The organism is Halorussus lipolyticus (assembly GCF_029338375.1).
Taxonomy (GTDB): domain Archaea; phylum Halobacteriota; class Halobacteria; order Halobacteriales; family Haladaptataceae; genus Halorussus; species Halorussus lipolyticus.
Genome location: NZ_CP119804.1, coordinates 582971 through 602155, shown reverse-complemented (window position 1 = coordinate 602155; position 19185 = coordinate 582971). Strand labels below are relative to the sequence as shown.

The following is a 19185-nucleotide window of genomic DNA, read 5'->3' as shown; positions in this document are numbered from 1 at the left end:
TCTTTCGACCCGTCGCTCCGACGAGGGTGTGAGAAACTACTTGTCGGGCCGTTCCGTGGCTACGGCCATGACCGACGCAGGCCAGCGCGAGGCCACGGCGCGCCTCGCCGACCGGACCCGGAGCCTCGAACGCTCGAAGATTCGCGTGATGTTCGGCCTCGCCGAAGGGGCCGACCGTGACCTCGTGCGCCTCGAAGTCGGCGAACCCGATTTCGGCACGCCCGACCACATCATCGACGCCGCGGCGGAGGCCGCACACGACGGCGCGACCCAGTACACCGAGAACGCGGGCATCCCGCCGCTCCGGGAGGCGATTTCGGAGACGATGGCCCGCGAGAGCGGCGTCGAGTACGACCCGGAGCAAATCACGGTCAAGAACGGCGCGATGGAGGCCCTCTCGCTGTCGATGATGGCGCTGGCCGGGCCGGGCGACGAGGTGGTCGTGCCGACGCCCGCGTGGCCCAACTACGTGAATCAGGTCCAGTTGGCGGGTGCGACCCCGGTCGAAGTCCCCCTGCCCGCCGAATCCGGATTCGACCTCGACGCCGAGCGCGTGGCGGGCAAAATCGGTCCGGATACCGCGGCCGTCATTCTGACCTCGCCCTCGAACCCGACCGGACAGGTCTACGACGAGGAGGCCGTCTCGAAAGTCGCGGAAGTCGCAGAAGCCAACGACGCCTACGTCATCGCCGACGAGGTGTACGGTCGCCTGACCTACGACGACGAGTTCCGGGGCACAGCGTCCTACGTCGATTCGCCCGAGAACGTCCTGACGGTCGATTCCTGCTCGAAGACCTACGCGATGACGGGGTGGCGTCTCGGATGGCTGGCGGGACCGCAGGAGGTCGTGGACGCGGTGACCAGCATCGGCGAGAGTACGACCGCCTGCACCTCTGCGGTGAGCCAGCAGGCCGCGCTGGCCGCGCTGACCGGGCCGCAGGAACCGGTCGCCGAGATGAAGGCCGCGTTCGCCGAGCGCCGGGATTTCGTGGTCGAGAAGGTGGCGGCGATGCCGGTCGTCTCCTGCCCCCGGCCCGAGGGTGCTTTCTACGCTTTCCTCGACGTGACCGACCTGCCCGGCGGGAGTTTCGAGATAGCGAAACGGCTCCTCCGGGACTACGGCGTCGTGACCGCGCCCGGCGACGGGTTCGGCGACGCGGGCGAGGGGTATCTCCGAATCAGTTTCGCCAACAGTCTCGACCGCATCGAGGAGGGTCTCGACAGAATCGAGGAGATGGTGCGAGCGGAAACCGAGTAGAGCGCGTCGGCGCTACTCGCCCATCGCGTCGAGACACTGCTCGACGAAGGTGTTGTGCATCGGGAACACCTCGCCGTCGAGCGCGACGGCGGTGCCGCTGGTCTCGTCGTGGGGGAAGTGCAGTTCCACGGCGTCGCCGAACAGTCGGAGGGTGCATTCGAGCGGGCCGTGGACGTAGAGGCTCTCTTGGTGGGGTTTGTCCACGGCTTCGAGTCGCACGTCTTGGACGACTTCCGATACGTCCTCGTCGGTGTACTCGTCGGCAACGTCGTCGCGGACGTATATCACTTCGCCGCCGGTGTCGTCGTAGAAGATGACGCTCCTGAGGTGACGACCGACCTGCTCTTTCAGGAACTCGGTCAGGGCCTCTGACGAATTTTCTGACATGTGTGGTACGGGAAACTACGACTCGAAATATATCAATCTTATAGTCTGTAGTCTATCTAGACTGAGTGGGTCAAGATAGCTACGCTATCGACGCAGTAGAACAACCTATACAATTTGAAAAGACAAGAGAATATTGCTTTGAGACAGCGTTACTGTCCGAGTTCGTCGCCAACGCGCTCGGCCACCTCGTCGCGGAACCGATGGCTGTCGTCGGCGTCGGTCGTGACCTCGATTACCTGCGTCCCCTCGCTTCCGACCGACTCGCGGAAGGCCGACCGGAAGGCGTCGAGGTCGGCCACGCGCTCGAAGTCCAGTCCGTAGAGGACCCCGGTGGGTTCGTAGTCCAACCCGTGAGGAGTCCGGAACTGCTCGGTAAAGGGCGGGTCGAACTCCTCGATGGGGAGCATGTGGAAGATGCCCCCGCCGTCGTTGTTGATTTCCACGATAGTCGCGTCCACGCCGCACCGCGCGACGGCGAGCAGGCCGTTCATGTCGTGGTAGTAGGCCAAGTCGCCGGTCACGATGACGAGTGGGTCGTCGGTGGCGCTCCCCGCGCCCAACCCGGTGCTGGTGATGCCGTCGATGCCGCTCGCGCCCCGATTGCCAAGCACCGAGAGGTCCGCCGACCGCGGTTGGCCGAACCGGTCCAAGTCCCGGACCGGCATGCTGTTCGAGACCATCAGGGTGGCCGGGTCGGGGGTGTCTTGTGCGACTGCCGACAGCACGCCGCCCTCGAACAACCGTTCCGCCCGCGCGTCCGCCACGAGGTCCCAGTATCGGTCCTCGGTCTCGGCGAAGCGACTGCGCCACGACTCGCTCACGGCCGATTTGGCCGCGGCCGAATCGGTCGTTTCGGCTAGTGTTCGAGCGAGTCGGGTCGGGTCGGCAGACAGCAAGTCGGTCGCCGTGAAGGTGGCCTCGCGCCACCCGCCGGCGGGGTCCACGAGGAACTGCCGGGCGTCGCTGGCCTCCAAATACTGTCGAAGCACCTTCGAGGTCGGCGACGCGCCGAAGCGCAGGACGACCTCGGGGTCGGGCCACGAGTCGCCCACCGCGTCGAGGTAGCCGTCGTAGCCGCCCAGAATCGGGACCTCGGCGTCGTGGCCGAACCGGTGGCCCGAGAGCGGGTCGGCGAGGACCGGGAATCCGGTCGCTTCGGCAAGGTCGGCCAGCGCCGCTCTGCTCGGCGTCGGCGAATTCGCGGGACCGGCGACGACGAGACCCCGGTCGGTCTCCTCGATTGCCCGCCGGACGCGCCGAATCTCGTCGTCGGCCAACTCCGGTCTGCCCTGCGCGGTTCCGACGAAAGCACCGTCTCGGCCCTCGGCACCGAGGGGCGATTCCGCCGCGAAGTCCTCGGGTACGTCGCCGGGGACCTCGACCGGTTCGAGGGGTTTCCGGAAGGGCACGTTGAGGTGGACCGGTCCCGGCGGCGTGCCGGTCGATTCGACTACCGCCCGCGCCGTGGTCGCCCGGAGCGACCGCAACTTTCGGCCGTCCGCCTCGGGTTCGGGCAGGTCCTTGTACCACCGAACCGCGTCGCCGTAGAGTTTCTGCTGGTCGATGGTCTGGTTCGCGCCCGAATCCCGGAGTTCCGGGGGTCTGTCGGCGGTCAACAGGAGCATCGGAACGCGGGCCTGATTGGCCTCGATGACCGCGGGGTGGAAGTTCGCCGCCGCGGTGCCCGAGGTGCAGACCAGCGGCGTCGGCTTGCCGGTCCGTTTCGCTCGCCCCAAGGCGAAGAACGCCGCGGAACGCTCGTCCAAGTGCGAAAACACTTCGATGTCGGGGTGCTGAGCGAACGCGACGGTCAGGGGCGTCGAGCGACTTCCGGGGGCGACGCACACCGCGTCGATGCCCGCGGATTCGAGTTCGGAGACCAGCGCCCGCGCCCAGAGCGTGTTGCGGTTGGGGGCACTCATTTCTCGAGTTCGTCCAGAATCGGCAGGTACTTGAGCTGTACCTCCTCGTACTCCTCGTCCGGGTCGCTGTCGCCGACGATGCCGTTCCCGGCGAACAGCGTGGCCGACTCGCCGCTCGTGACCGCCGACCGGATGCCGACCGCGAAGGTGCCGTCGCCCTCGGCGTCGAACCACCCGACAGGCGAGGCGTACCACCCGCGGGCGAAGGTCTCGGTCTCGCGGATGGTTTGAAGGGCTTTCTCGGGCGGGAGGCCGCCGACAGCGGGGGTCGGATGCAGAGCTTCCACGATGGAGAGGACGTGGCCGGACGAAGCGAGGTCGGCCTCGATTGGCGTCCAGAGGTGCTGGATGGTCGCCAGCTTTCTCACCCTGCGGTCCTCGACCCGGACCTCCGCCGAGAGGGGTGCCAACTGCTCGCGGATGGTCTCGACCACCAGTCCGTGTTCGTGGGCCATCTTCTCGCTTTCCTCGATGCTGGCCTCCAGTTCAGCGTCCTCCTCGGGGGTGTCTCCTCGGCCGACAGACCCCGCAAGCGCGTCGGTCTCGACGGTTCGTCCTCGGAGCGTTGCGAGTCGCTCGGGGGTCGCGCCGAAGAACGCGGCTTCGGGGGTCGGCTCGAAGCAGAAGCGGAAGCAGTCGGGGTACGACTCGCCGAGGCGGGCCAGCACGTCGGGTATCGACACCTCGTCGGCCAACTCGACCGCGAGGGCTTGGGCCAGCGTCACCTTCTGCAAGTCGCCAGCGTCGATTCGCTCGACGGCGGCCCGAACCTGCTCGGCCCACTCCTCGCGGGTCGTGGTGGGGTTGGTCGCCACGACGCCCGGCGGGTCGCCCCGCGGTCGCTTGGGGTCCTCGGCGAGGGCGTCTCGGACGTCCGAAAGCTCGGCTTCGACGGCCTCGGCGGGCGCGTCGCGGGCCGAGACGGTCAGCCACGTCTCGCCGTCGGCGCGGGTCAACTGGGTCCGGGGCAGTACGAACTCGCCGGTACCGAAGTTCTGCCACGGCGGGGCCGGTTCGTGGTCGGCGTGGAACGAGAAGCCGCCGAACAGCCGCGGTCGGGCCGGTTCGGGGCCGTCGTAGTCCATCCCGTCGAACAACTCGTCTGCTGTCTCGGCGACCGACTCGAACCGGTCGGTTCCGCCGGCCCCGTCGGCCGTGATTCGGGCCGCGGTGCCGCCGCCGGCGAACTCGGGACCGTAGGGACTGGTCCAGTAGATTCGCGGCGCGTCCCGCCCGGCGAGGAAGGGTCGGGGGTCGCAGTCGGGTAGCTTGCAGGCCCGGCTCACGAGGGCGGAGCCGGTCGGTTCAGCCGACACCTGTCCGTCGCGGGGCGGAGACTCCATTCAGTCGAACTCAGGAGTCGGGAGCCTTTAGTCTAACTGAATTACTCGTGACTCGGGTGGGGTTCGGGCACCGTAATCAGACTCCTCGGAGCGCCGAAAACTCGTAGATTCGAATTTCGACTTTTGGCTACGCCAACGATTCCAATTGCTGTCCGGCGCGCGCTGGCGTGGCTTCATGCCACGCCATCGTCGCGCGAGGGACGAACGACCGCGCTCTGCGCGGGAGTGAGGAGGCTGGGGAGGCGTGAGGCCGACGCTTGATTCCCCAAACCACCGGCAAAAGCCCCGTTCCTCCTCCGACAGTTTGGGTGTCTGTGCGAACGAAGTGAGTACAGGCTCGGAGGACGCGGTTTGTCCGCCGGCGGACTGAAAGGGGCCGGTCGCTTTCTAAGAAGATGCCGCAGTTCTCCTACTCACGATGTGGTCCATCCATCTACGACTCTATCGACCCCAAATATCGAAAAGACAGAAACTGATTAACTGTATCGCTCCTCGTTCCACGGATTCGCGGTGTTCGAGTAACCCCGCTTCTCCCAGTAGCCGCGTTCCTCGTCGGTCAGGAACTCCACGCCGTCAACCCACTTCGCACCTTTGTAGGCGTACTTGTGGGGCGTCACGACCCGCAGAGGACCGCCGTGTTCTGCCGGGAGGGAGTCGTCGTCGAACTCGTAGGTAAACAGGACCTCCTCGCGCATGCAGTCCTCGAGGGGCAGATTCGTGGTGTAGCCGTCCAGCGCCGAGAACATGACGTGTTCCGCGTCGTCTCTCACGCCCGCCATCTCCGCGAGGTCCGGGAAGGTGACGCCCGTGAACTCGCAGTCGAACTTGCTCCACCCGGTCACGCAGTGGAAATCCTGCTTCTGGGTCTCGCTTGGCAGGTTCTGAAACTCGTCCCACGAGAAGGACAGTTCGTCCTCGACTGCGCCCGAGACGGTGAACTCCCACGTCTCGGGGTCCCAGTCGGGCGTCCCACCCTTCGAGAGGACCGGGAACTTGCTGGTCTCGCGCTGGCCCGGCGGGAGGCGCTCGCCGTCGTACTCCTCGTGAAGGTCCGTCACGTCGATGACGCTCATGTGTCGGGGTGAGTGTCGAACGCAAGTAGATTTATCGACTGCGCACGGGCGCGAGGGAAATCGAGGGACGCCGACGAGACTATGGCCGAGCAACGTGAGGTTTCGGCTCCGGTAACCCGGACCTAACCCGCGTGGGACGGAACGAGTGGGAGTATAGACTGAATAACAAAGGCGCGGGTCTCCTAACGCATAGTTCGCATGGCAACTCAAGAACAACGCACGGCCGGTCAAGACAAGACCGTACAGGCCGCCGAGGAGACCGCGACCGACGTGACGGTCCTCGCCGCCGCTACGTCGGTGGGCCTCGCGCTTCACCAGTTCTTCGTCCGGGGCAACCGGATGCAGGGCATCTTCATCGGCCTGTGGCCGCCGACGATTCTCGCGTTCGCTAGCTACTACAACCAGAAGCGAATCGAGAAAGCCGTCACCGCGCTCGGGCCGAACCGCATCATCAACTCCATCGAGCAGATGCTCGGCAGTCGCTGAACGACTGACGTTTCATTTTTTGGACATTCGCCCGATAATCGGGCATTGTGTATCGTCAACAACAACCTCGATTATCGAATCGCAACTCTGAGTTCCGGGAACGAGAATCGTTCTTTTCGATAGCACCTAAATGGTTTGTCGTCCGCGGTAGCTATCCCCGTCAGACTTAAGAACACCCCTCCCGAAGCCACCAATGTTCCAATGCCGAAGGTAGAGATAACTATTCCGGAACATCTCGAGATGCAGATCGCCCAGATGGTCGAACAGGGCGAGTTCGTCAACCGAGAGGAAGCCATCGAGGACCTCCTCTCGACCGGGCTAAAAGCCTACAAGACCAGTGGTCCCATGGACGACGACGACCACGACCCCGGTCTGGAAGACGAAGGAATGATGGGTCACGAGGACGAGTACGTCTTCTAAACCTCCGTTTTTGGTGTGCGTGGGAAGTCATCTCAGAAACCCTTAAGCCAGACACTTCCGTATCCACGGACATGCACAAGGACGAGCTTCTGGAACTCCACGAGGAGATGGTCCTCATCATGGAGTACTTCCAAGACCAAGAGCGCGTCAGAGACGGCCTGTTCGACCCCTACGAGGAACTTGACGTGGACCCCTCGCACGTCCACAAGTCCAAGAGCGAACACAAACACGCCGTCTTCGTCCTCGGCAACGCTCTCGCCACGGCCATGAGCGACGACGAGTTCAGCGAGGCCGGGCGCATCGGCAAGCGCATGCAGGAACTCGCCGACGACGCAGAATCCAAAATTTAAACCACGACCTTTTCCAGCGGTCGTTCACGCCTGAGCCGACGGCTCAGGCGTTCTCTCCCTTGCAAAAGCTCGACCAAAAACACCGGAAGACAAACCGCGTCTTCCGAGCAGTCGGTCGCTTCGCTCCCGACAACACGGCGGTCGTCCCGCCGCTCGCTTCGCTCGCTTTGGTCCTCCCTTGGTCCGCTCAGTCGTCGTTTCACTCCTCCTTCGCGGTAGAACTGCTAGCCTGTGGCTTCTGCTCGTGCGCTCGCTCCCTTCGGTCGCTCGCTGTCCGAGTCTGATGACTATGCGCGCGCAAGCTAAGAATTGATAACCTGCCTTTAGAAAACGTAAATACACTTTTAGAAACGGATTTCATTGCTTAGAATTCAGCCTGTTTCGCGCGTGTTCGACTTTCCACGCTGACCACCAGCAGTCCGACCGCGAGCGACGAGCGAACCAAGGAATCCCTCGAAGCCTCGCGCCGACGGCGCGAGGCTGAGGGGGTGACGCCGGTTTTTCATCGAAGTTTTGCAAGGGGCGCGCCTCTTGGGGCGCGCCCGTTGCAAAAGTTCGGGCCGCAAGATATTTGAGAGGGCTTTGGTTTCCTCGTAATATGGAAACGCGCACGGTCGAGCAGGTCGAAGATTGGGATACTCGTTCGTTTGCGGACGGGTTCGCTGGCCTGCGCGAACTCTCAGACGGGGAGTTCTCGGGGGCAGTCAGGGCCGGTGGCGCGTGGCTGTTCATGCTCAACGGGCGGATAATCGGGGTCTACGAGGGGAGTCTCGACGACTTCGAGGACGCCGGTGGCACCGCCTACGCCGCGCCCCATCCGTCGCTCCCGCTCCTGTTCAGCATGCAGGAGGAGGGCGGCGAGACACAGGCAAAATACTACACGAACGACACGCCGCTGTCGGAGGTCGATTCGACGCTCACGGACGGCAAGTTCACGGGGTACGTCGAACTCAGCGAGAACGTGCTGAGCGGCGACTACTACGTAGCCTACTACGGTGGCCGGTCGATGAGCGTCGCGTTCGTCGGTGCGAGCGAACAGGTCGTGACCGGCGACGAGGCCTTCGAGCGCGCCAACGACGAGGTTGGCATCTACGAGGTTCGGGACGTGGACATCGAGGTCATCGACGTGCCCGAACCCGACGAACCCGACGAATCGCCGGACGGCACACTGGACTCGCCGACCAGCGCACCAGAGTCAGCCAGCGGCGATGAGTCGGGCGCGACGGGAGCGACGGACGACGGCGCGTCGGGCCTGTCCGGCACGGGCGGCACCGGCGGACCCTCGCCCGAATCCGGCGGGGCCGGGCGAACCGCTGGGACCGATGCGACCGCAGGCGGGACTGCCCGAGAGACCGACCAGACCGCAGACGTCGGAACCGAGGCCTCCTCGGAACCCGACCCCGGTAGGAAACCCGGCCGAGGACAGTCCGCGACGGCCGATTCCGGCGCGGCCGCGACCGGCACCACCGACGCCACCGAGGAGACCGCGAACCCGGCGAGCGCGAGCGCCGGGGCGGCCGTCGAGTCCGTCGAGACGCCCGACTCGGGGGCTTCCCGCCCCGAGGAGACCCAGAGCGATGCCGAGACCGACTCGGCGACTGACACCACCGACGAGACCGACAGCGACGCCTTCGAGGAGGAAGCCCAGTGGCGCGAGGCGACCACGATTCCGTCGCTCGACCCCGACCGGAGCGCGGGTCCCGCCGAGGAGGACAGCGACGAGTCGGCCCGGAGCGACGCGGCCGGGTCGGCCGTCGGGTCCGGTTCGACCGCACCCGGCGAGCAGTCTCGGACCGACGACGCCGCGACCGCCGGGTCGTCGTCTTCGGGGGCCAGCAGTGGTGAGTCCTCGCAGGCGGGTTCGGCGTCCAGAACCGGGTCACAGTCGAGGACATCGCCCGGCGGGTCCGACGGCCAGTCGGGTGGCCCGGACGAGCAGTCGCAGGCCAAAATCCAGAAGCTTCGGTCGCAACTCCGCCAGCGCAAACAGCAGGTCCAGCAGTTGAAAGAGCGCCTCTCGAACGTCGAGTCCGAGCGCAACGAGTACAAGCGGGAACGCGACGCCCTCCGCCAAGAGGTCGAACGTCTCGAAGCCAAACTCGAAAACGCCGGGTCCGGCGGGTCGGGCGCGAGCGGTCGGCAACTCAGTCGCTCGCAGGCGTTCGACCAGACCAACCTGTTCGTGCGCTACGAGTCGAAGGGGGAGGCAACGCTGGACGAGGCCGCCGAGGGCCAAGTCAAGCCCGAGGAGGTCAACCAGAACCTCCGCCTCGAACACCACACCCAGTTCGAAACCGAGGGCGCGACGGTCGAGGGCGAACCCTTCGAGGAGTTCCTGCACGACTCGTTCGAATACCAGTTCGTCTCGTGGATAATCGAGGAGTTACTGTACGAAATTCGGGACACCGGCCACCGGAACGGTCTCAAGGACCTCTACGAGTCGATTCCGAAAATCGACCGGGTGGACCTCCACGGGTCGGTCGGCGCGGGCGGCGACACCGACGACACCCGCCAAGAGTCGTTCGACATCATCATGCGCGACAGGATGGGCAACCCCCTCGTGGTCGCGGACCTCAACGACTCGCGGGACCCGACGACCGGCGACATGATGGGGGCGCTCGTGGACGCCGCCGACGGCGTGGCCCACGCTCACGACGAACTATCGGGTGCCTTCCAAGTCACCGAGAGCTTCTTCGAGCCGAAAGCCCTCGAAACCGCCGAGAACGCGACTGCTGGTGGATTCTTGAGCCGCGAGAAAAGAGAGAGCTTCGTAAAACTCTCCCGCAAACGCGGATACCATCTGTGTCTGGTGGAGTCACGCAGTGGCGGATTCCACCTGAACGTGCCGGAACTCTAAGTTCAGTTCTCGGCTTCGGCGGTTTCGCTAATTTTCATCTCGTCGAGTTTCGAACCGATTTCGTCTATCTTGTCGTCGAGTTCGGCGACGAACTCCTCGGTTCGCTCGGTCGTGATGGCACCCTGACTCGACGGCTCGATGAGGTTCTCCTCTTCGAGGACGCGCAGGGAGTACCGAACCTTGTGGTGCGGGTAGCCCGTTTCGTTCGACATTTTCACGATACCGATGGGTTCGCTCTCGATGACCATCTTCAGGACCTGCAGATGGCGCTCCAACATATCGACTTCCTTCTCAAGTCTATCTATCATGGCATGTGTTAACTTGTCTTAGAGACTTTTAAAAGTTGCTGTCCGTCGAAGCCGTCACGGACCCAGTAACCCGACGCTTTGTGGTGCGAGTAGTTAACAGTTCCGTGGTCGATTGGCCAGCCCAATCGGTCCGAGACCCGACGAGTATCCTCGATACTGTGGCTTTCCGACCCTAAGTCGGCCGAGATAGGCACGAATATGTATCGTTTCGGGATAGGGACCGTAATCGGTTTACCGGGTGCCCGAGAATCAATCCGCGTAATGACCGTAACCATCGTCGGTTCGCAACTCGGCGACGAAGGAAAGGGCGGCGTCGTGGACCTCTTTGGCGACGCCGCCGACGTGGTTGCCCGCTATCAGGGCGGAGACAACGCGGGCCACACCGTCGTCGAGGACGGCACCGAGTACAAACTATCGCTCGTTCCGAGCGGGGCGGTCCGGGGCAAGGTCGGCGTCCTCGGAAACGGGTGTGTCGTCAACCCCTCGACCCTGTTCGAGGAGATAGACGGCCTGCGCGAGCGAGGCCTCGACCCCGACGTTCGAGTCGCCAAGCGCGCTCACGTCATCCTGCCGTACCACCGCGTGCTGGACGGCATCGAGGAGGAGGCCAAAAGCGAGTCCGACCAAGAGGTCGGCACCACCGGTCGGGGCATCGGCCCGACCTACGAGGACAAGGTGGGTCGCCGGGGCCTGCGCATCGCGGACCTGCTGGACCCCGACATTCTGCGCGAGAAACTGGAGTACGTCGTCCCGCAGAAACAGCGCCTCGCCGAAGACGTGTTCGGCGTCGAGACCGGCGAGGAGTTCGACATCGGGAGCCTCTACGACGAGTACCGGCGCTACGGCGAGCGACTCGCCGAGAACGACATGGCCGTTGACGCCGGCGAGTTCCTCGCCGACCGACTGGACGACGGCGACGAAGTGATGTTCGAGGGCGCGCAGGGCACCCTCATCGACATCGACCACGGCAACTACCCCTACGTGACCTCCTCGAACCCGACCGCTGGCGGCGCTTCCACGGGCACAGGTCTCAGCCCCGGCGTCGTCGGCGGTGGGGAAGTCGTCGGCATCGTCAAGGCCTACCTGACCCGCGTCGGAAGCGGACCGCTCCCGACCGAACTCGGCGGCGTCGAGGGCGACACCCCCGGCTACGACGAGCAGGGCGAGGGCGAAAACGAGGAGCTAGCCACCTACATCCGCGAGGAGGGCGGCGAGTACGGCACCGTCACGGGTCGCCCGCGACGAGTCGGTTGGCTCGACATGCCGATGCTCCGCCACTCGGCGCGCGCCAACGGCTTCACCGGTCTGGCGGTCAACCACATCGACGTGCTGGCCGGACTGGACGAGGTGAAGGTCGGTCACAGCTACGACCTGAACGGCGAGGAGGTCTTCACCATGCCCGCGACTACCGAGCGATGGGGCGACTGCGAACCCAACTTCCGGACCTTCGACGGTTGGGACGACGTGGACTGGGCCGAAGTCGCCGACGAGGGCTACGACGCGATTCCGGAGAACGCTCGGGCCTACCTCGAATACGTCAGCGACGAACTCGACGCCGACATCTACGCGGTCGGCCTCGGACCCGGCCGCGAGGAGACCGTCGTGCTGAACAACCCGCTCGAATAGCGTCCGAGAGGGCTTTTTTCGCCTGCTAGACAGCTCTGGGGCGCTGGCGAGTCCGGTTGGCGGTCAGGCTTAAGGTCGTGTGCCTGCACACTCGTACCGAGGGGTAGTCGGGGATGTGGCGTGGGAGACCGAGGAGCGTTAGCTACGCCGAACCGACGGCTACGCCCGCGGCGCAACTATGCGCAAAGTCGAACTCATCTACCTTCACGCACTGCTCGCAAAGACCCACGAATACCTCGCGGTCCGTCACGACCTGCCCGAACGGTTCGAGGAGTACGAAACGGGGGAAATCGGCCCGTACCAGATTCAGCGTCGCAAGGACGAACACGAGTCGGCGGCGAAACTCCTCGCCGAGCGTCTGGCCGACGAAGTGGCCGAGGAGAAGCAGGAACTCGAACTGCAGGAAGCGTGACGTGACTGCGAGGTGGCGGCGGTAGTCGTCCGGTGGTTCCGCTCGCGCTGAAACCGCGTTCGTGGCGGTCGCTCGAACGACCAGCGTTCTCGAAGAAATGGGGAATGATGTTCGTCAGCGTTTAGCAACCAAGGTAGTCGCACCAAATCATCGTGCCGAAGTCAATCATTATTTTTCACCTCCGTGTGAATGACTCTCTGACGCGATATTAAAAATTTAATTAAACTCGCTTTATTATGTAAGCTGTTTAAATGCGGAAGGATTCATCACCGAGGCTCACAGCGAGTGCTTCGGCCACGGGCGCTCCGACTCGCTCGCCACCGGACGCTCGACGCGGAGCGGTCTGCTGTCGCCAATTAGTACGACTCGGTAGCTTCGAGAGTCACGCTTAACAGCCCTCAAGGCCGCGGTAGTACAGGACTTTGAATCCGAACAACGTGTTCACCTCCGCCAGAAAACCGCGCGTCGTGTTGATAAATCTTCATTAGCTAAATTATTATAACATAATGAACAAAGAGGGAATATCTCGGGTGCGACCGACGAACCCGTCACGCTTTTGGCCTACCCACCCACACCCGGTAGTATGAAGCAATCGCTGATGGACATTATCTGTTGTCCGCTCGACAAACAGGAGTTGGAACTCGACGCGACCGAGACCGACGACGAGGAGGTCCTCTCCGGGACGCTGACCTGCACCGAGTGCGGTGAGACCTTCCCCATCGAGGACGGCATCCCCAACCTCCTCCCGCCGGACATGCGCGACGTGGAGGCGTAGTTTTTTCTCCCCTCGGTCGGAGGTGTCGATAGCGTGCCAGAGAGTCTCCCAGTCCGTCTCAACTCCAGTGGCCTCCACGACATCGAGACTAGCGCGTCGTTCGAGGCCACCGAGTCGTTCCCAATCCTACTCCACAACGGCGACGCGCCGGTCCACGTCCACCTGCATCTGGACGACGCGCTCTCGCAGGTCGCGTCTATCCCGGCGAACAACCACTTCGTGGACGCGGATTCGACCCGGCAGGTCAGCGTGGAGATAGCCGACGGTCCGCGGCCGGTCGAGGGGCAACTCAAAATCGTCACCGGCCACGGCGCGGAGACCGATTACGTCTCGATTTCCGTCGTGGAACCCGACGAACGCGCCGACGCGGTGGACGTAGACGCCTCCCTCGCCGACCCCGCGAGCGGCACTGGTCCCGAAATCGAGGACGCCGATGACGACGAGGACGCGGACGACGAATCGGTCGGGTTCGACCTGCCCGACCGTTCGCTCCGCACCCCCTCGTTCGGCGAGAACGCCCCCGTCGCCGTCCTCGGGGTCCTCGCGCTCGCCGTCGCGGCCGGGTCGGCGACCCTCTCGAACAGCGCCGTCGTGCTGGTCGGCATACTGATTCTCCTCGGAACCGTCGTCGCCGCGGGGTACATGCTGGTCGAGTAGTCCGCCCTCAGACAACAATACGTTGCTAAAGCAAACACACTTGATTGTCTAAGAAATAATTGGATTCTTCTCACCGCATCGTTTTTGCTCGTCGCCGCCGTTGGTCCTCACATGTCACTCTCCGAGGAGACCCGCGAGGAGGTCCGACGGCGGCCCTTCCTGCTGACCGCGCTGAGGGCGGGCGTGGTCAACTACACCGCGGCGGCCCGGTCGCTGGCCGACGAAATCGAGGGCGACCCCGACTCGATTGCGACCGCCCTCCGGCGGTTCGCCGAGTCGTTGCCCGACTACCAACCCGAGTCGCGGAGCGCCCGCGTCTCGATGCGGAGCGGTCTGGGCGTCGTAGAGCGCGACGACGCGACCGCAGAGGCGCTTCTGACGGTCGGCGATACCGCGCTCGCACCCGGCGAGGGGTCGCTGACCGCCGTGGTCGTCTCGGGCGAGGTGGATGGGGACGCGCTGGTGCATCTCCTCGGCCGCCTCCGAGCGGCGGAAATCGAGGTCCGGACCGCGGCGTTCGCGGGCGATTCGCTGGTGGTCGCCGTCGAGCGCCGAGACGGTCCCGACGCGGTGCGAATCGCGGAAGACGCCTCGGAGGCGGTTCCGAACGCCGGGACCGAGTAATCGACGCCGACAATCGGCGCGAAGTGCGTCTATCGACGCTTTAAAACGGTCGCTCGGGGAACTAGCCCCTAATGACGCTTCAGGTGACGAACACCCTGACCGGTGAGCGGGAACCGTTCGAACCGGAAAATCCCGAGTCGGTACTGCTCTACTACTGCGGCCTGACGGTCTCCGATTTCGCCCACCTCGGACACGCCCGGTCGTGGGTCCACGTTGACGTGATGCACCGATGGCTCGAACACCTCGGCTACGACGTGCGCCACGTCGAGAACTTCACCGACGTAAACGAGAAAATCGTCGCGCGCGTCGGCGAGGACGACCTCGGCGACAGCGAATCAGAAGTCGCTCGCCACTTCATCACGGAAGTCATCGACGACATGCGCTCGCTCAATCTCCTCCGGGCCGAGGTCTACCCCCGCGTCAGCGAACACGTCCCCGAAATCATCGGCCTCGTGGAGACGCTGGTCGAGAAGGGCTACGCCTACGAGTCCAACGGGTCGGTCTACTTCGACGTGACCGAGTTCGAGGAGTACGGCAAACTCTCGAACCAGCAAGTCGAGGAGATGGAGGCCCAAGGCGAGGAGGACGAACGCCAAGAGAAGCGCAACCCTGCGGACTTCGCGCTCTGGAAGGCCGGCGAGGCCCACCCCGACGACGCGCCTGCCGGCGGCCAGACGTGGGAGTCTCCGTGGGGCGAGGGCCGACCCGGATGGCACATCGAATGCTCGGCGATGAGCATGACTCATCTGGACGAGACGCTGGACATCCACGTCGGCGGCCAAGACCTCGTGTTCCCCCACCACGAGAACGAAATCGCCCAATCGGAGGCCGCGACCGGAAAGCAGTTCGCCAACTACTGGATGCACGTCCGCCTGCTGGAGACCGGCGGCGAGAAGATGTCGTCGTCGCTCCAGAACTACTTCACGGTCCGCAACGCAGTAGAGGAGTTCGGCACCGACGCGATTCGGATGTTCCTCCTCTCGACGGCCTACAACAACCGCCAGACCTACAGCGAGGAGACCCTCGACGAAGCGGTCGAACGCTGGGAGCGTCTCGAACGCGGCTACGACCGCGCCGTCGAAGCCACCGATAGCGTGGACGCCCGAACGAAGGTCGAGGACGCCGACCTCCGGAACGCGGTCAAGGCAACCCGCGACGAGTTCGCCGAGGCGATGAACGACGACTTCAACACCCGCGAAGCCATCACCGCCCTTCTCGACCTGACCTCGGCGGTCAACGTCCACTTGGACGAGCGCGACGAGTACGACTACCGGGCGCTCCGCGATGCGGTCGAGACCTTCGAGGAGTTCGGCGAAAGCGTTCTCGGGTTCGCCCTCGCGGGAGACGCCGAGGGCGAGGTCGAGGTGCTGGACGAAGTGGTCGAACTCGTGCTGAATGTCCGCGAACAGGAGCGAGACGCCGGAAACTACCAGCGCGCCGACGAACTCCGCGACGAACTCGAAGCCCTCGGCGTCGAAGTCCAAGACACCGACGACGGACCGACCTTCCGGTTGGAGTAAGCGCCCTCACTCGCCGTCTACTGGCTGGAATCGCAGGACGAAGACGGTCCCCCGAGGCTCGTTTTCTTCGACAGTCACGCTCCCCTCGTAGCGTTCGACCAGCGTCTCGACCAGATGGAGACCCAATCCGTGGGTGCCTCGGTCGGTCGGTTCGAACAGGTCCTCGCGCTCGTCCTCGGGGATTCCCGGCCCGTTGTCGGCGACCCGAACCCGAATCTCGTCGTCGCGGCGTTCGGCCTCGACGTGGACTTGGGGCGTCTCGCGGTCGTTGTGTTCGACCGCGTTCGTCAGCAGGTTCTCGAAGATGTTGGCGGCCAGCGAGTCGGCCCGGACCAGCAGGTCGTCGGGCATCGACGCGGTGAACTCCGCGCTCGGGTGGGTCTGGCGGGCCGCCGCCAACTCCTCGGTGAGGAGGTCCGAGAGGTTCATCGCGGTCAATTCGGCGTCACTCGTCCGGGCGTCGATGAGGAGGCCGACGTTCTCGACCAACTCGATGATGGCCTCGCTCCGGGTCTGAATCGTGTCGAGGTGTCGTTGGTCGGCCTCGCCCTCCGAATCTTGGAGGAGTTCGGCGTAGCCCAGAATGACGTTCGCGCCGTTCAACACGTCGTGTCGCAGAAGGCTGTTCAGAAACGAGAGCGTCTGGCGCTCGCGCTCGGCGGTCCGGGCCGCGGTTTTGGCGCGCTGGGCCTCCCGGACGTTCTCGATGAGGCGGGCGTCCCGGACGCCCAACAGTGCGCCGCCAATACCGCCGACCGACGACGCCAACCCGAACGAAAAGAGGCGCTCGGCGATGACGACATCAGGGTAGAGAATCAGCAACAGCGTCAGCAGGTCGAGCGCCAGAATGCCCAACACCATGTAGCGCGCCACCAAGGGGTAGTGTTCCGAATCCACGTCCCCCGCGACGACCGAGTGGCCGAGATACGCCAGCACCGTTCCCGGAAACACTAACAGCGCCAGACTGGAGGGCGTGAGTCCGGACTCCACCACCCCGACCTCCGAGAGGACGAGATAACAGAGGGGAACGACGACTAGCACGCCACCCAGCAGGAGAGCGGCCCGCAGATACCCTAATTCCCGACGAGAAACGGCCGTGACCGACGGCAGAGGCATTATCGTGGATATGTAAAACCACTCTTATACCTCCGTCGATTATATCAGGTGATAATTATTTAAGTCTCCAAATGGCCGCCATCTGCCACAAGCCCGACTCGGAGCCACGAGGTTCTTAACCCCCGCCTGTTTACCCCGCCAGTAGCATGACACGCAGAGTAGCCGCTGGCGTCCTCCTCGCCCTGCTGGTCGTCACTAGCGGGTGTACCGGCGTCCTGTCGGGACCGCTCACCTTCTCGGCCTCGGAGGCCACGGTCAGCGACGCCGCGCTCGAGGAGACCGGATACGAACACAACAGCACGAAGGCGATGAACGTCTCGCGGACCTTCTCGGCGGCCGGTCAGTCCAAGGAGGTCGAAGTCACCAACTGGATTTCCGAGTACCACCAGAAGGTCGGATTCGGGGGCCTCGGCGAGCAGAAGGTCTCGGTGTTCGCTGTCTTCTCCAGTCCGCAGGTCGAAGTCCTCGGCCAGTCGTTCAATCCCCTCGCCAAGTACAGCAATCAGCAACTCGCCCAGCAGTTCACCAGTCAACTCCGGAGCGTGAACGACGTCCGGAAAGTCGACAGCCAGAACCGCACGATGCTGGGCAAGACCACGCAAGTCTCGAAGTTCGAGGCCAGCGTGCGGACCGCCGTGGGTATCGAGTTCGACGCCTACGTCCACGTCACGAAGGTCGAACACGAGGGCGACCACGTGGTCGCAATCGCCGTCTATCCCCAGAAACTTCCCGGACAGGAGGACGACGTGTACCGACTCCTCCGGGGCATCGAACACGGCGAGTAACACTGCTCTCGCACGCTGACCCTCCAGAAACGCTTTTTTCGGTCGGGCGTGTCACCGAACTGTATGAATACTGCGTTGGTCCTCGGCGGCGCGCTGACGCTCGCCGGACTGGGCGGCTATCTGGCCGGCGTCGTCGCGCCCTATCCGGGTCGGGCCTTCTCGGTGGCGGGCGTGATGGTCGGCATCACCCTGCTGGCAATCGGTCGGGGGAGTGGTTCGGCGTGACGGGCGACTCGGGAGGAGATTCGGCGTGACGGTCGAGGCCGTGGTCTACTCCGAGGACGGCACCACCGACTACACCGACCTGCGGAGCGCCCGCGAAGCCACCGGCACCACGTGGGTCCGGGCGTCGGACGCCTCGCAAGCGGAGATGGAGCGAGTCGCCGCGGTGTTCGACATCCACGGCCTCTCGGTCGAGGACGTTCGCAACGGCGTCCGGCCCAAGACCGAGGAGTTCGACGACCACACCTTCGTTCTGCTGAAGACCGCCACCCTGCGCCGGGGCGAGACCACGTTTCGCGAGGAGATTCGCAAGCGGTCGGTCGGCTTTTTCGTCGGCGACGATTGGCTGGTCACGATGTCGATGGAGTCGGTCGATGCGGTAGAGCGCGTCTGGCGGATGGTGGTCCGCGAGGAGGGCCGCATCCTCCGACAGGGACCGGATTTCGCGGCCTACCGGGTCATCGACGGTATCGTAGATAGCTACTTCGACGTGCTGGACCGCATCGAGGACCAAATCGAGCAGGTCGAAGACGAGGTGACGACTTCCACCGACATCGAGACGCTGGAGACAATCAACAACGTCCGGCGTGAACTCCTCTCATTTCGGAAACTCCTGTGGCCCTCCCGCGAAGCAGTCGGCTACCTCGCGCGGGGTGACCCCGACCAGATTCGTGAGACCACCGAGAAGTTCTATCGGGACGTGTACGACCACCTCGTCCAACTCGTGGACCTGACCGAAACCTACCGCGATTTGGCCAGCGGCGCGCGGGACATCTACCTCAACACCCTCTCGCTCTCGACCAACGAGGTCATGAAGAAACTGACCGTCGTGGCGACCATCGTCCTCCCCCTCACCTTCGTCGTGGGCGTCTACGGCATGAACTTCTCGGGAGGTCCCTACAACATGCCGGAACTCGGGTGGACCTACGGCTATCCGGCCGTGATGCTCGGGATGCTCGGCGTGACGATTGTGTTGGTCGCGTACTTCCGCGAGTCGGGATACATCTGACCGGTTCTCTGCGAACGCTCGGGCCATAAATTTAT

At 64.2% G+C, this 19185-nt stretch carries 20 protein-coding genes; 14 read left to right on the top strand and 6 right to left on the bottom strand.

Translation table 11 applies throughout. From position 1 onward, the window contains the following. Positions 1-67: 67 nt before the first annotated feature. Positions 68-1258 carry a pyridoxal phosphate-dependent aminotransferase gene (locus P2T57_RS03135; protein WP_276301022.1) on the top strand — a complete coding sequence of 397 codons (1191 nt, stop codon included), beginning with the start codon at positions 68-70 and terminating at the stop codon, positions 1256-1258. 12 nt (positions 1259-1270) lie between these two features. Here the strand turns inward: P2T57_RS03135 and P2T57_RS03130 are convergent, their stop codons facing one another. The 4 genes from P2T57_RS03130 to P2T57_RS03115 all read right to left on the bottom strand — a co-directional run bounded on the left by P2T57_RS03130 (position 1271) and on the right by P2T57_RS03115 (position 5983). Continuing rightward, on the bottom strand, positions 1271-1645 hold the full coding sequence (locus P2T57_RS03130) for a DUF7522 family protein (protein WP_276301021.1): 375 nt from the start codon (positions 1643-1645) through the stop codon (positions 1271-1273). Positions 1646-1794: 149 nt separating this feature from the next. Then, complete coding sequence (menD, locus tag P2T57_RS03125) at positions 1795-3567, bottom strand: 2-succinyl-5-enolpyruvyl-6-hydroxy-3-cyclohexene-1-carboxylic-acid synthase (RefSeq protein ID WP_276301020.1); 1773 nt, start codon at positions 3565-3567, stop codon at positions 1795-1797. Next, a complete protein-coding gene (locus tag P2T57_RS03120) occupies positions 3564-4910 on the bottom strand; it encodes an isochorismate synthase (RefSeq protein ID WP_276301019.1) in 1347 nt (448 codons plus the stop codon). Before P2T57_RS03120 ends, menD begins: the two co-directional genes overlap by 4 nt. 476 nt (positions 4911-5386) lie before the next feature. Further along, positions 5387-5983, bottom strand: coding sequence for a sulfite oxidase-like oxidoreductase (locus P2T57_RS03115; protein ID WP_276301018.1), 597 nt, complete (start codon positions 5981-5983; stop codon positions 5387-5389). A 198-nt stretch (positions 5984-6181) separates the two neighbouring features. On the opposite strand from P2T57_RS03115, the gene P2T57_RS03110 reads away from it, so the two are divergent. The 4 genes from P2T57_RS03110 (at position 6182) to P2T57_RS03095 (ending at position 10096) form a co-directional block, all read left to right on the top strand. Then, complete coding sequence (locus P2T57_RS03110) at positions 6182-6469, top strand: hypothetical protein (RefSeq protein ID WP_276301017.1); 288 nt, start codon at positions 6182-6184, stop codon at positions 6467-6469. Between the two features lie 201 nt (positions 6470-6670). Further along, a complete protein-coding gene (locus P2T57_RS03105; RefSeq protein WP_276301016.1) occupies positions 6671-6889 on the top strand; it encodes a ribbon-helix-helix domain-containing protein in 219 nt (72 codons plus the stop codon). Between the two features lie 71 nt (positions 6890-6960). Then, positions 6961-7239: a UPF0058 family protein gene (locus tag P2T57_RS03100; RefSeq protein ID WP_135826121.1), complete on the top strand. Its 279-nt coding sequence runs from the start codon at positions 6961-6963 to the stop codon at positions 7237-7239. 598 nt (positions 7240-7837) lie between these two features. Beyond that, positions 7838-10096, top strand: coding sequence for a DUF7527 domain-containing protein (locus P2T57_RS03095; RefSeq protein ID WP_276301015.1), 2259 nt, complete (start codon positions 7838-7840; stop codon positions 10094-10096). 2 nt (positions 10097-10098) lie between these two features. On the opposite strand, the gene P2T57_RS03090 is transcribed toward P2T57_RS03095, so the two are convergent. Further along, entirely contained in the window at positions 10099-10404 is a 306-nt protein-coding gene (locus tag P2T57_RS03090; RefSeq protein ID WP_276301014.1) for a hypothetical protein, read from the bottom strand. A gap of 261 nt (positions 10405-10665) precedes the next feature. Between P2T57_RS03090 and P2T57_RS03085 the strand changes: the two genes are divergently transcribed. The 6 genes from P2T57_RS03085 to cysS all read left to right on the top strand — a co-directional run bounded on the left by P2T57_RS03085 (position 10666) and on the right by cysS (position 16018). Then, the gene (locus tag P2T57_RS03085; RefSeq protein ID WP_276301013.1) at positions 10666-12030 is read left to right on the top strand and encodes an adenylosuccinate synthase; all 1365 of its coding nucleotides are present in this window, start codon (positions 10666-10668) and stop codon (positions 12028-12030) included. A gap of 178 nt (positions 12031-12208) precedes the next feature. After that, positions 12209-12442, top strand: a complete 234-nt coding sequence (locus P2T57_RS03080; RefSeq protein WP_276301012.1) for a UPF0058 family protein — start codon at positions 12209-12211, stop codon at positions 12440-12442. Between the two features lie 583 nt (positions 12443-13025). Further along, positions 13026-13217, top strand: coding sequence for a methytransferase partner Trm112 (locus tag P2T57_RS03075; protein ID WP_276301011.1), 192 nt, complete (start codon positions 13026-13028; stop codon positions 13215-13217). Between the two features lie 33 nt (positions 13218-13250). Continuing rightward, positions 13251-13874 (top strand): DUF7524 family protein, encoded by a 624-nt coding sequence (locus P2T57_RS03070; RefSeq protein WP_276301010.1) that lies wholly within the window; start codon positions 13251-13253, stop codon positions 13872-13874. Between the two features lie 111 nt (positions 13875-13985). After that, the gene (locus P2T57_RS03065; RefSeq protein WP_276301009.1) at positions 13986-14498 is read left to right on the top strand and encodes a DUF7523 family protein; all 513 of its coding nucleotides are present in this window, start codon (positions 13986-13988) and stop codon (positions 14496-14498) included. Between the two features lie 71 nt (positions 14499-14569). Continuing rightward, entirely contained in the window at positions 14570-16018 is a 1449-nt protein-coding gene (cysS, locus tag P2T57_RS03060; RefSeq protein WP_276301008.1) for a cysteine--tRNA ligase, read from the top strand. A gap of 6 nt (positions 16019-16024) precedes the next feature. Here cysS and P2T57_RS03055 read toward each other — a convergent pair whose 3' ends face one another. After that, complete coding sequence (locus P2T57_RS03055; protein ID WP_276301007.1) at positions 16025-17134, bottom strand: sensor histidine kinase; 1110 nt, start codon at positions 17132-17134, stop codon at positions 16025-16027. A 146-nt stretch (positions 17135-17280) separates the two neighbouring features. On the opposite strand from P2T57_RS03055, the gene P2T57_RS03050 reads away from it, so the two are divergent. The 3 genes from P2T57_RS03050 (at position 17281) to corA (ending at position 19150) form a co-directional block, all read left to right on the top strand. After that, positions 17281-17919, top strand: coding sequence for a DUF6517 family protein (locus P2T57_RS03050; RefSeq protein ID WP_276301006.1), 639 nt, complete (start codon positions 17281-17283; stop codon positions 17917-17919). Positions 17920-17982: 63 nt separating this feature from the next. Next, on the top strand, positions 17983-18144 hold the full coding sequence (locus tag P2T57_RS03045; RefSeq protein WP_276301005.1) for a hypothetical protein: 162 nt from the start codon (positions 17983-17985) through the stop codon (positions 18142-18144). 25 nt (positions 18145-18169) lie between these two features. Further along, positions 18170-19150 carry a magnesium/cobalt transporter CorA gene (gene corA / locus P2T57_RS03040; protein ID WP_276301004.1) on the top strand — a complete coding sequence of 327 codons (981 nt, stop codon included), beginning with the start codon at positions 18170-18172 and terminating at the stop codon, positions 19148-19150. The last annotated feature ends 35 nt before the right edge of the window (positions 19151-19185 follow it).